At 37.8% G+C, this 12,310-nt stretch carries 11 protein-coding genes; 9 read left to right on the forward strand and 2 right to left on the reverse strand.

From position 1 onward, the window contains the following. The 5 genes from V7147_RS22020 to V7147_RS22040 form a co-directional block, all read left to right on the forward strand. Positions 1–598: hypothetical protein (locus tag V7147_RS22020; protein WP_335369951.1), on the forward strand; the 598-nt coding region annotated here is incomplete at its 5' end. 6 nt (positions 599–604) lie between these two features. Then, positions 605–1,072, forward strand: coding sequence for a hypothetical protein (locus V7147_RS22025; protein WP_335369952.1), 468 nt, complete (start codon positions 605–607; stop codon positions 1,070–1,072). 309 nt (positions 1,073–1,381) lie between these two features. Next, a complete protein-coding gene (gene rlmD / locus V7147_RS22030) occupies positions 1,382–2,752 on the forward strand; it encodes a 23S rRNA (uracil(1939)-C(5))-methyltransferase RlmD (protein WP_438824633.1) in 1,371 nt (456 codons plus the stop codon). Between the two features lie 400 nt (positions 2,753–3,152). Next, on the forward strand, positions 3,153–4,121 hold the full coding sequence (locus V7147_RS22035) for a cation diffusion facilitator family transporter (RefSeq protein ID WP_335369954.1): 969 nt from the start codon (positions 3,153–3,155) through the stop codon (positions 4,119–4,121). 187 nt (positions 4,122–4,308) lie between these two features. After that, on the forward strand, positions 4,309–6,936 hold the full coding sequence (locus V7147_RS22040; protein ID WP_335369955.1) for a putative bifunctional diguanylate cyclase/phosphodiesterase: 2,628 nt from the start codon (positions 4,309–4,311) through the stop codon (positions 6,934–6,936). A 223-nt stretch (positions 6,937–7,159) separates the two neighbouring features. On the opposite strand, the gene V7147_RS22045 is transcribed toward V7147_RS22040, so the two are convergent. Further along, positions 7,160–7,453, reverse strand: coding sequence for a hypothetical protein (locus V7147_RS22045; RefSeq protein WP_335369956.1), 294 nt, complete (start codon positions 7,451–7,453; stop codon positions 7,160–7,162). A gap of 78 nt (positions 7,454–7,531) precedes the next feature. Beyond that, the gene (locus V7147_RS22050) at positions 7,532–8,761 is read right to left on the reverse strand and encodes a benzoate/H(+) symporter BenE family transporter (protein WP_335369957.1); all 1,230 of its coding nucleotides are present in this window, start codon (positions 8,759–8,761) and stop codon (positions 7,532–7,534) included. Positions 8,762–9,040: 279 nt separating this feature from the next. On the opposite strand from V7147_RS22050, the gene V7147_RS22055 reads away from it, so the two are divergent. The 4 genes from V7147_RS22055 (at position 9,041) to V7147_RS22070 (ending at position 12,275) form a co-directional block, all read left to right on the forward strand. Continuing rightward, complete coding sequence (locus V7147_RS22055) at positions 9,041–9,838, forward strand: enoyl-CoA hydratase/isomerase family protein (RefSeq protein ID WP_335369958.1); 798 nt, start codon at positions 9,041–9,043, stop codon at positions 9,836–9,838. A 73-nt stretch (positions 9,839–9,911) separates the two neighbouring features. Next, on the forward strand, positions 9,912–10,361 hold the full coding sequence (locus V7147_RS22060) for an acyl-CoA thioesterase (protein WP_335369959.1): 450 nt from the start codon (positions 9,912–9,914) through the stop codon (positions 10,359–10,361). Between the two features lie 71 nt (positions 10,362–10,432). After that, a complete protein-coding gene (locus tag V7147_RS22065; protein WP_335369960.1) occupies positions 10,433–11,305 on the forward strand; it encodes a PaaX family transcriptional regulator in 873 nt (290 codons plus the stop codon). A gap of 10 nt (positions 11,306–11,315) precedes the next feature. Then, on the forward strand, positions 11,316–12,275 hold the full coding sequence (locus V7147_RS22070) for an MBL fold metallo-hydrolase (protein ID WP_335369961.1): 960 nt from the start codon (positions 11,316–11,318) through the stop codon (positions 12,273–12,275). Positions 12,276–12,310 lie beyond the last annotated feature (35 nt).

Genomic DNA, 12,310 nt, shown 5'->3' on the forward strand with positions numbered 1-12,310 from the left:
AAATATTAATGCAAACATAAATCTTGCCATGATCCACTCGTTTCAAGGGAATATCGAAATGGCAAAGAATATATTGGATACAAGATGGTTACTTATGTATATCCCTTTATATATTTTTTGCATTTGGGATAGTTACCGGTCTGCAATTGATTTAAATAGATTGTATATTTTAGCTGACCATGAAGATCATCGTATAAATACTTTTATCATAGGTAATTTTGGTATGAACTACTTGGATAAAAGGAATCCAGTCTTAGCTTTTGTATGGTCATCATTTATGCCGGGGTTAGGGCATCTCTATAATCATAAGGCGATTTCATCCATATTTATCATCATCTGCTGTGTCATCTTTTTCTACTTTTCACATGCTTTAGAGGCTGTATCTCTACTATTTTTAGGTGAAATTAATGAGGCAACAGCGGTTTTAGATCCAGAGTGGTTTATGTTCCTACCATCTGTTTTTGGGTTTGCAATTTATGACTCTTACATAGATGTAGTGGAAAATAATAAACTATATCAACGTGTCCAACGTAAATACTTAAGGGAAAATTACCAGTCCAGCCAATTTCAAGTTCTAAAGGGACAAAAAGTGAAGTGATTATAAATGCAGTTGTTTGCTACATTTGATAGTAATGATTATCTTGAAATAGCAATTGCAGCAATTGAAAAAAAAGGGATAAGCAGAGAAAATATTTTTGCGGTTCCGCTTGATAATCGAACAGAGGATGTCAGACTTTTTGATACCTTACATCATTCAGACGGAACCACTCTTATTGATATTGGTGTGGCACTTGCTACGGCATTTTCTGTAATGGGTGCAAGCATCGGATTTAAACTATCATGGGGACCCATTTTTTGGGGGTTAATTGGTGCTGCCTTTGGGTTCATTGTAGGATTTGTGATTCGGTTATTTGTGGAGTTAGTTTATAAAAAGAAAAAAAGAACACAAAAAGGAAAAATCGCTGAAATCATCCTCATTATAGATTGTGAAGAATCGCAAGCAGCAAATGTGGAAAGTATCCTTTGGGATCACTTCGCACTAGGTGTTGCAAAAGTACGGAAGAATCCATAATACATAATGAAATAACAAATAAAGCAGACAGGTCTATAGTGTTAAAAGGCTAAGCCCAAGTGTAAGAGGGTCGAAGCCTTTTTTATTTTGATGCTAAATTTAGATAATGTTAATACTTTCTAGGCTAATAGGAATTCCAAAATTGTAGTTTGTGCTTTATACTTGGTTAGTATGTTGTAAAATGGGATAGAAATGGACTATGTCTATATTTTAATAATTTAAAATGAATCGTGATAACCGACACTTCTAATATAGATAGATAGCTTTAAAGAGGAGGAACAGCAATTGGCAGTAACTAAACCAGAAACGATGATTGTTGAAATAAAAAGCTTTGATGAAAAGGGTTCAGGTCGGGCAAACGTATGGCGTGAAAACGAGCTTGGCAATAAAAAAAAGCTAAAGCTCACCATCCCGCAAACCCTTATTGGTGAGCAGGTTCGTGTGACTGTGGATCAACCGGACCGCAAGCGAAGAAAAGCACAAGCCGAAGAAATTATAACATTGAATGAACAAAGACTTGCACCACCATGTCCTCATTTTGAAAAATGTGGTGGCTGTGTATGGCAGCACTGGGACTACCAAGGACAGCTCCAGTACAAAACGGATTATGTGAAGCGACAAGTTGAATCACAAGGTTTCAATCCAGATCTTGTCAAAGACACAATTGGCATGGATGAGCCTTGGCGTTACCGCAATAAAATGGAATTTACATTTTCACCAGAAGGTTCACTAGGTTTACATGAACAAGGGAATTTCCGAAAAATCATTTCTCTTGAAACCTGTCTCATCGCAGGTGAAAAAATGGTTGAAGGAGCGATGGAGGTAGCTGAATGGGCGAAGAACCATCAGTTATCAGGGTATAACAAGGATCAACATGAAGGACTTCTTCGCCATCTCATGGTGAGACAGTCCTTTGCAACAGGTGAAATTATGCTTGCCCTTTTTGCAACTGAAGGACCAGAGGGAAATCTTAAAGAAGCAGCCGATGATTTAGTAAAGCGCATCGAAGAAAAATTCCCTGAGGTAAAAAGCTTATTATGGCTTGAAAATACAGATTGGGCCGACCGCACTCAATCCGAAAAAACACATGTATTAGCGGGTCGTGATTTTATTTATGACGAAATGGACGGGTATCGTTTTCGTGTTTGGTTTGATACATTCTTCCAAACAAACCCAACACAGGCTCAGAAATTAGTCGAACTTGCTGTTGAAATGGGTGATCCGAAGAAAACAGAAAAAATGATTGATCTTTTCTGTGGAGTTGGAACATTCTCTCTTCCGTTTGCAAGTCGAGTTGAAAAACTTGCAGGAATTGAAATCGTTGAAAGCTCGATTGAATCTGCAAAAAGAAATGCAAGTGACAATGGTTTGACAAACACATATTTCTTAGCGAAGGATGCTAGAAAAGGTATTGATGAAGTGCTTGAGAGCTTCGGAAGACCAGAGTTGCTTTTACTTGACCCCCCACGCTCAGGAGCTGGCGGCAAAGTGATGAGAAGAATTGGTCGCTCTCAGCCTGAAAGAATCGTCTATGTTTCATGCAATCCAGAAACATTCGCAACTGATATTAAAGAACTCGAGCCATTTGGATATACATTAAAAGTCGTGCAACCAGTGGACCTCTTCCCGCATACCGTGCATGTGGAAGCTGTCGCGTTGCTTGTAAGAGAAGAAAATTAAGTGTTTTTCCCAGTAGGTTATAAAGCTTGCTTTAGCGCGCCTACTGATATATAGACGGAAAAATTCCGTTTAATTTGTAAATATTATTAATAAAGGCTTATATAGACGGAGAAATTCCGACTATTGACTCCAAAAACGTGAAAATGGGAGATTTTCCTTTGCATTACCGGAAAATCTCCTTTTATTTTCCCCGAAACAAGCTCCATTCTGCGTATAATCGGAAAACCTCCGTTAATTTTACTTTTCTGGTTACTCGATGAAATACAATTCGACTCAGTTTTTATTCCGAAAAATTGGTCCCACCTTCGGAACTTTTACTACAAAACCAATCCCCCTCATAAATATTTCAAAAGTAATAAATACTACAAGTATTACTTAGAATCATTGTCTGGAGGTCCTCATGTCAAAAAAACAGAGTTTATTAAGGAATGGAAATAAATCTTCCTTGATTGCGTCAATTGTGAACACGATTATTGCGATAATTAAAGGAGTTGCGTTTTTCTTCACGGGGAATGTTGCCATGTTTGCAGAAACCATGCACTCTCTAGGGGATGCAGCTAATCAATTTTTCGTTTACATCGGGAGTGCCTTAAGTAAGAAAATGCCGTCAGAAAAATATCCGAACGGCTTCGGTCGCCTTGTAAATCTTGTTTTACTCGGTGCTGTTATCATCGTTGGAATTATGAGTTATGAAACGATTAAAGAAGGATATCATCATATAAAACACCCAACTGAATCAACGGGGATCGCAATTAATCTTTCTGTTTTAGGGTTGGCGGTGATCTTGGAGTCATACGTTCTTTTTAAGGCTATGAAAGAAGTTCTACATGAAGCACATGTGGAAGCAAATGGATTTGCAGCCATTGGCAAAAGCTTTGCTAGTCTAGGGAAAGCCACACCTGCAACGAAGCTTGTGTTCATGGAGGATTTAGTAGCTACCATGGGTGGACTTATTGCCATTATTGGAATCTTGCTTTCATATTATGGAGGTTGGCATGCTGCAGAAGGAATTGCCTCTATTATCATTGGCCTAATGATGTTTTATGTTGTAGGCAAGGTATTTTTAGACAATGCAAAAGGTGTACTTGGTGAAACAGATGAAGAGTTAGAAAATAAAATCGCGGAGTTTATTTTTACAAATCCGGAAATCAAAGATATCCATACATTGTTTGCGATGAAGGAGGGGGAGGATTTCCATATTGAAATGAAGTTGGAAATTGACCCCAATCTTACAGTAAAAGAAGCATTTATAATAAAAGAGCGAATTGAAGAAAAAATCCAAGGAATAAAAGGAGTGACCGACGTTATCATTGAATTTGTGGAAGATGACGGCGTCAAGACATGGACGCAAGGACTTGTCACTCAGTAAGCTGTGAATAAAAACTAAGCAAATAATAAAAAAGGGCAATTTACCAAGTAAGTGGTAAATTGCCTTTTTTCATACAATTAATAACAAAAATTGCAAAATATTTGTAGAATTTATGATATTATTATTATCATAATCATAGTGAAAAGTGTCGGTTTATCTATTATTTTGAAAAACTTGAGGAGACTATATGATAGGATTTACTCAATTAAAAGGCAAACTGAATAGCGACATAATCCTATTACTAGCCCTGGTGGGTCTGGTGCTGTTTGCCTCTCATTTTAAATTATCACTTTTGTATGGGATTTCATTCACTTTTGCGAGTATATTTCTATTCTTAATACTTCGTATATTTGGCTATACTGCTGCAATTGTTACCGGGGTTATCGCAATTTTTTTTGCGCTCATTTTTTCAAGCAGTCCGTATTATTCGATCATTAGCTTGGCGGAAATCATGTTTGTCGGTGCGTTTTTCCTACGTGGAAGAAAAGCAAAAATGTTTTTCGTTGATGTGTTTTTTTGGATATTTATTGGAATGGTGCTGTTATTCTTTACCTATCGCGAATCTTTGACAGGGAGTGCCCTTTATTTTTTAATATGTAAAGATATTACGAACGGACTGTTCAATGTTTTAGTTGCAGACGTGTTATTAGCGTATTTTCCATTTTATAAATTGGTAAAAAATAACCGAATCAATAAAAATAATGTGTCCATTCATCAGTTCTTATCCCAAATCACAATTTTTACGATACTTGTTCCGTTTTTTATAAGTGTCATTACAAATGCAATAAATACCTTTGATCTAATTAAGAAGGATTTAAGTGCTGTAAGCGAAACGAGAGTTAATCGGATAGAAAATGAATTTCTTCAATTGGATAGTAGCAATGGTAAGATCGATGTGAAACAAATTGAGGATATCATTTGGAGTAATAAGAATAAAGAGAACGAAATAATTATTTTAGATCATGCGGATCATGTTATAGCATCTACTGCCTTGATGGACTTTGAACCTAAAAGGTATGAGATTCGGGAGATTTCACCAAGGCTTTATGAAGCTTTGCCAGTAGTTAACAAAGATGTTCAGCCGATTACAAGATGGATGGATGCCTTTTATTTTTATACGAGGGATACGGATTCATATCGAATCATGCTACAATTCCCAATTTCAGGGTATCAACAACAGCTCTTTAATACTTCGCTTGATCAGCTAACATACTTAATCATTCTTGCTGTGTCAGCTATTATATTTATAATGTTCATAAGCCGACTCCTTACGAACAACTTAAGGCAGCTTACAACAATCACGACAGGTTTACCGCAAAAGCTTCGCAGTTTGGAAAATATTGAGTGGCCTCAAAGCACTATTTCAGAACTGCGAGTTCTAAGTAAAAACCTAAAGAAGATGGCAGATAAGTTGAAGGAGCAATTCCAAGAAAGCATTGAGATGAACAATATTTTAAGGGAACAAACAGCGAGACTGAAGGAATCTGAGGACAAGCTCAATAAGCTAGCTTTTTATGATAGCTTGACTTATTTGCCTAATCGCTATTTTTTCCAAAACTACGTTAGAGAGCAAATCCGCAATTGCTTAGATAATAAGATCGCGATTATCTTCATTGATTTAAATCAATTCAAGCAAATCAATGATACATTAGGGCACGAAGCTGGGGATACACTTTTAAAGGCAACAGGGAATAAACTTAAGAATTTACAAAAAGAGAACAGACAGGTATTCCGACTTGGTGGGGACGAATTTGTTGTTGTTCATTCGGTTGAAAATAAGGAAGAAGTAAACGAAACGTTAGACATGATTGTTAAAGAATTTTCGTCCTATTTTACAATAGACTGCCAAGCACATTACATTACGGCTAGTGTCGGAGTAAGTATGTATCCAGAAGATGGAGAAGACTTAGATACTTTAGTGAAATATGCGGATATTGCCATGTATATCTCAAAAGAAAAGGGTGGCAACACCGTTCAGTTTTTCGATGAATCGATGAAAAATAAATTCCAGGAACGTTTAACGATTGAAAATTCCTTGCGGATAGCGGCCGATAAGGAAGGGTTTGAACAGTTTTATCAGCCAAAAACTTTTGCGGGTAAAATTACAGGTACAGAAGCCCTCATTCGTTGGAATGACCCTATATTAGGTGCAGTTTCCCCAGGGGTGTTTATTGAAGTGGCTGAGGAAATTGGTTTAATCTCACAAATTGACGAGTGGTCCCTTGCACAGGCATGTAGGCAAAATAAACAATGGCAGTTAGAAAATCTTTTACATGTTCCGATTTCTGTGAACCTATCGGCAAAGCATTTCCAACAAGATTATCTTGTTTCCATGGTCAAGAGGGCATTGGATGAATCCGGTTTAGAGCCAAAATATTTAAAACTTGAAATTACGGAAAGTGTGTTTATTTCAGAACAACAGCAAGTTGCTGATCGGATTCGAAGGCTAAAAGATCTGGGCGTTCAAATATCCATTGATGATTTTGGGAAAGGATACTCTTCTCTGTACCAATTATTGAAGCTTCCAATTGACGAAATTAAAATTGACAGAAAGTTTATTCAAAATATCGACAAAAATGAGAAAAAAGCCTTAATGGTCAAATCGATTTTTGATATAGCACACGGCCTTCACCTGAACGTTGTTGCAGAGGGTGTAGAAACTTGGGAAGAATGTGGAATGCTTGTGAATATGGGCTGTGATGAAATTCAAGGTTATTTATTTAGTCGTCCTAAAAGCAAGGAAGAAATGGTTGATTTTATCCACAATAATAAAACAGTGAAATTTGACGCAGCGGTTAAAGGGGAAATAGACTAATGGGAAAAGGAGGATCCGTCTTGGAATCCTCCTTTTGTGTATTGTCTAGTTCCAGGCGCCATCGGCTCTCTGGTCTAAGCCAATCGCTTCGGAAGGTAAAATGCACCTTCTGTCAGCGCTCGACCTATGCTTGTACTTGCACAGGAAGTGCTGACATCTACGTTTGCCACAGGACGTGGCAGTAGTTAGTCGATGTTCCAATTCAAGGCGCCTTGCGATTTTCTTATAATGTAATATTTACATCTCCGTCTTCACTGATTTCAACGGTCGTGTAGCTTTCGAATGTTGACATTTCAGTGATGTCGCGATCTGCTTCACTTGCAAAGCTCTCCATATATCTTTGATACGTTTCCGGATCTTTAACGATGTGATAATAATAGGTCATCTTTCCGTCGTTATCACTGTGTGTCCGTAAGAAAAACCTGTCTTGAAATTCGTTCTTAAACCATTCTCTTGCTTCCATATGATTCGAAAAATCCGGCATATTTTCATAAATAGATGTTATATCAATATTCATGCTGATTCACCCCTCATGAGATTTACGGATGTGATTAGTATGTCCATCTATTTGCCACACATCCATTTACACTAAAATCTATGCCCCCGTTTTTAAGTTGTTTTCAACTCTTATATTCTTATCAAAGTCGTCTCTTTCAATTAACATGGAAACAAGGATACTCCCGATAATTGCCCATAAGGGCGCACCAATGTTAAAGAAGTTCACACCTGACATTCCAATGACCAACGCGAAAAAGGTCCCCATTTGAAATTTTGTATCTGAAAAAGCTATCTTCAAGGAACTTAAAAGAACACCAATCATTGCTAAACCTGCTATCGTACTCATAATAACAGCAGGCATTGTAACAACAAATGGAACCACAAAAGCTGCAAACACACCGAAGCTTGCAAATAACACCCCATTTAAAGCCGAAGCGGCATACCGACCTTCTTCTTTGCCTGATTCGTCAGAAGCACAAATTGCTGTCATTGGTCCGGCAGTATTAATCGCATGAGCCCCGAAAAACGAAGCGAAGAATCCCAATATTGCTCCAAACACAGCCATCGCACTACTAGGTGGTTTAAATCCTTGCGCCATCAAGATTCCGGTAGTTTGTGCATTCTCTGTACAGATAATTAAAATGGCAAGTGGTATCGAAAGGGAGATTATAGCATTAACACTGAAGGTTGGTATTTCTAGTTGGGGTAGCACAAACGAACCTTGGACATTTGAAAAGTCAAATTCATTCATGACAACGGCAAGAAGAACGGAGACAACTAATGCCGATAACACGGGCGGTACTTTTTTTATAAATCGTGAGGAAAATAGATAAACTATGATGGCAGATCCTGCTAAAAGGGGTGAAACCTCAACAGATGTAATCATCTCAATCGCAAATCGCATCATGACACCAACAATCATTCCCATAACGATGGGAACGGGTATCCAATTCATCACTTTATCAATTAACCCGGTTGCACCAAGTACAAGGACAATGAGATTTGCGACAAGATAGGCACCAATTGCTTCCGGTAATGAAAAATGTGACAAAGCACCCGCAACCAACACGGCACCGGCGATGGAATAAGCCCCAGCGATCGGTTGCTTATATTTCAAGGATAAAAATAGCCCCAATAATCCCCCAAAGAAATACACGGCAAATAACCAGCTGATTGTTTGCTCATGGGTTAACCCACCGCTTGATGCACCTCCGATTATAATAAGTGCAGGACCTGTGCATCCGAATATTGCTGCTACAACACCGGAACTAATTGTATTGATATTGAGATTTTCATATAGATCCTTAAAACCCCCATTACCTTTCATTGGAACCTCCTTAATTATTCAAAATTTCCACGTTTTTAATAGAGCATATGTATTTACCTCCATAATAACACAGACTTTAATTAAAAATTACGTATTTTTTACGAACGTCTAAAAAACCTCCAAAAAGATAGAAAGAAAGAGCATTTAAGAGAAAGAGTGTAATTTTCCCAATAAAACGAAGGAAACGCATATTTGATAATTTAAAAAAGATTCAGTATATTTGTAATTAATTACGAAAGTTTTAAAAACGTAATACATAATATTAGGAGGTAATGAAGAATGACGATTACAGTAAACGAAACAAAAACATTAACAGTTAAGAAAGCGAACGGGATTGCTGAAGTTCACATCCATGTAAACAAAACAAACTCATATGACCTTGATTATTACAAAGAATTAAATGCTGCGATTGACGACATTCGTTTTGACAATGACATTAAAGTAGCTGTGCTAATGAGTGATATGCCAAAATTCTTCTCAGCCGGAGCTAACATCAATTTTTTAAAATCTGCAGAGCCGCGCTTTAAAACACAATTCTGCTTATTCTGTAACGAAACTTTAGATAAAATTGCACGCTCTCCACAAATTTGGATTGCCTGCTTAGAGGGGCATACTGTTGGTGGTGGATTAGAAATGGCTTTAGCTTGTGACCTTCGTTTCATGGGAGATCAAGCAGGAAAGATCGGACTTCCAGAGGTTTCTTTAGGTGTATTAGCTGGAACAGGTGGAACTCAACGTCTTGCACGCCAAGTGGGACATTCTAAAGCACTTGATTTGAACATTACTGGCGAAACATTAACGCCACAAGAAGCATTAGATATTAATCTAGTAGATCGTATCTATCCACAAGAAGAAACTAGAGCGAAAACATTAGAATATGCTGAGAAGATTGCGAACAGCGCAACTTATGCTACTTCAAACATTAAGCTTTCAATCATGAACGGTAAAGAAATGCCACTTAATGTAGCCATTCGTTACGAAGGTGAGCTTCAAAATCTATTATTCCGTTCAGAGGATGCTCAGGAAGGCTTAAGCGCGTTTATTGAAAAGCGTGAAGCAAACTGGAGTGGGAAATAAACTGATACCAAAATATATTTCGTAAGGCTCGGTGAAATTTTCCGGGCCTTTTTCAACACTGGGAGGATTGAATGTGAGATCAAATGAATTTCAAGTTATTGTTAACTGGGGAGATACAGATAAAGCGGGTATCGTGTACTACCCAAATTATTTCAAATGGTTCGATATCGCGGGACATCAATTTTTTAGAAGTTGTGGATTAGCACCAAACACATTAGAAGACGAACGACAAATTATCCTGCCAATGCTTGATGCAAGATGTAGCTTTGAAAAGACTTTATTATATGATGATATTATTACGATTCGAACAAAGGTTGAAGAAATTAATACAAAAACAATCAAGCTACGGCATGAGGTATATAGAGGAGAAACAAGAACTGGACAGGGGTATGAGATACGTGGATGGGTAAAACAAACACCAAATGAAATTAAAGCGGTTCCAATACCTGAGGACGTACGATCCATTCTACAAGAAGACCTCCACACAAATGAAACAGGGAAAAGACCACTTTTTAATGCATAATTTTCAAATTCCTCTATAATTAAAGTTAACAATATCGAAATATAACAAAAATAGTAAGCGTGGTGACTTCGATGAAGCCTAGATCCTTAATGTTTACATTATATGGTGAATATATTAAATATTATGGGGGAGAAATTTGGGTTGGTAGTTTGATTGAACTAATGAAGCCGTTTGGGGTATCCGAATCGTCTGTAAGGGGCGCGATATTTCGAATGGTCCAAAATAACTTGCTGGAAGTCCGAAAAGTAGGGAAGAAAAGCTATTATTACGCAACTGCCCAAGGTCGCGTAGATGAAGGGGTTAGCAGGGTTTATGCTACTCAAAATCACCTATGGGATCAAAAGTGGCGAATCCTTACCTATTCGTTTCCTGAAGAAAAGCGCGAGATCCGTAATAAAATCCGTAAAGAATTGATTTGGACAGGATTTGGAAATCTCACAAATAGTACACTCGTGACTCCTAATCCTGTTGAGGATCAAGTAAAAGAGATGATCAAGGTATACGGAATTGAAGAATATGCATTTTTATTCACATCATCTTCAATTGTAACGCATGACAATCAAAGCATTATCGATATCGGATGGGATCTAAATATGGTGAGGGATGAATATCAAACATTTATTGATAAGTTCACACCAATATTTGAAGAATTGCGAGAAAAAGCGTTAAATAACACATTGAAGGATGAGGAATGTTTTATTGAACGAACTGTACTTGTGCATCAGTACCGGAAATTCCTTTTTCAGGACCCAGGTTTTCCAAGGGATTTGCTACCTGAGGGATGGATTGGCATAAAGGCACGAGAACTTTTCTGGAATATTCATCAGCTATTATCAATCCCCTCAATCCGCTACTTTGAGTCCGTTTTTGAGGGAGTTCCCGATCGGGAAATTAATATTGAACGTGATAAAGCAATTAATCCTTTTGGAGAGATCTACATTTAAGAGGTGAGCCATGAATATTGAAGAAATTGAATTTGGTGGCTATCGGATAGGGATTCCAGTTCCGTTTCCGATGAAGTATGTCTATTGTTATCTTTTTAAACAGAATGATGGTTATGTCATGATCGATGTAGGATTGAATTATCGGGCAGCGCGGGATGCGTGGCAGGAGGTTTTTGATCATCTTGGAATCACCCCTAGAGATATTCATACAATCTATTTAACCCATTTTCATCCAGACCACTCTGGTCTATCTGGCTGGATGCAAGAGCAAACCGGTGCTGACCTATATATGCATGAAGTAGATGCTGCAATGATTGGGCGTGTTTGGGGTGAAGGTAGTGAGCAGGTTGCGAGAATGAAAGAAATGGTGTTGCAGCATGGGGTTCCAGATGAATTGGCAGATGGAATTACGGAGCATATGGAGAAGCTAGGGCAGAATGTGCTCCCATTACCTGTTCCAAAACCAATCGGTAATAGCATTGAGTTTGGTGAAAAACAATGGAAGGTCATTCATACTCCAGGGCATAGTGAAGGTCATGTTTGCTTTTATCAAGAAGAAGAAGGCATCTTAATTGGCGGCGATCATATTCTTGAAAAAATCACACCGAATATTAGTGTTTGGTCAGGTGCCAGCCAGCACCCATTACATGAATTTATTGACTCTTTGCGTAAAGTTAAAAAATATCTGATTAAGAAGATATACTCTGCCCATCATTCGCCGGTTCTTAATGCAAGTGAACGAATTGACGAGCTCATTCAGCATCATGACGAGCGGCTTGCTTATATTGAAAGTTTAGCAGACTATAAGACGACGTATGAAATTGCGAAGGTATTGTTTTCTCACAGGGAGCTCAATCCACATCAATGGCGCTTTGCAATCGCAGAAACAATTGCTCACTTAAACTTTTTAGAACGTGAGGGACGGATTGAAAAACTAGATCGAGATCCGATTGTCTATATAAAAAATTAATAAACTATCAATCTAAAAAACACATGAATCAATCA

The sequence above is a fragment of the Bacillus sp. JJ1521 genome (assembly GCF_036965165.1).
Taxonomy (GTDB): Bacteria; Bacillota; Bacilli; order Bacillales; family Bacillaceae_L; genus Ferdinandcohnia.

What these genes read in the sequence shown, in the direction of transcription:
- V7147_RS22025 (WP_335369952.1), top strand. Translation starts at nt 605, where the DNA reads ATGCAGTTGTTTGCTACATTTGATAGTAATGATTATCTTGAAATAGCA.
- rlmD (WP_438824633.1), top strand. Translation starts at nt 1,382, where the DNA reads ATGATTGTTGAAATAAAAAGCTTTGATGAAAAGGGTTCAGGTCGGGCA.
- V7147_RS22035 (WP_335369954.1), top strand. Translation starts at nt 3,153, where the DNA reads ATGTCAAAAAAACAGAGTTTATTAAGGAATGGAAATAAATCTTCCTTG.
- V7147_RS22040 (WP_335369955.1), top strand. Translation starts at nt 4,309, where the DNA reads ATGATAGGATTTACTCAATTAAAAGGCAAACTGAATAGCGACATAATC.
- V7147_RS22045 (WP_335369956.1), bottom strand. Translation starts at nt 7,453, where the DNA reads ATGAATATTGATATAACATCTATTTATGAAAATATGCCGGATTTTTCG.
- V7147_RS22050 (WP_335369957.1), bottom strand. Translation starts at nt 8,761, where the DNA reads ATGAAAGGTAATGGGGGTTTTAAGGATCTATATGAAAATCTCAATATC.
- V7147_RS22055 (WP_335369958.1), top strand. Translation starts at nt 9,041, where the DNA reads ATGACGATTACAGTAAACGAAACAAAAACATTAACAGTTAAGAAAGCG.
- V7147_RS22065 (WP_335369960.1), top strand. Translation starts at nt 10,433, where the DNA reads ATGAAGCCTAGATCCTTAATGTTTACATTATATGGTGAATATATTAAA.
- V7147_RS22070 (WP_335369961.1), top strand. Translation starts at nt 11,316, where the DNA reads ATGAATATTGAAGAAATTGAATTTGGTGGCTATCGGATAGGGATTCCA.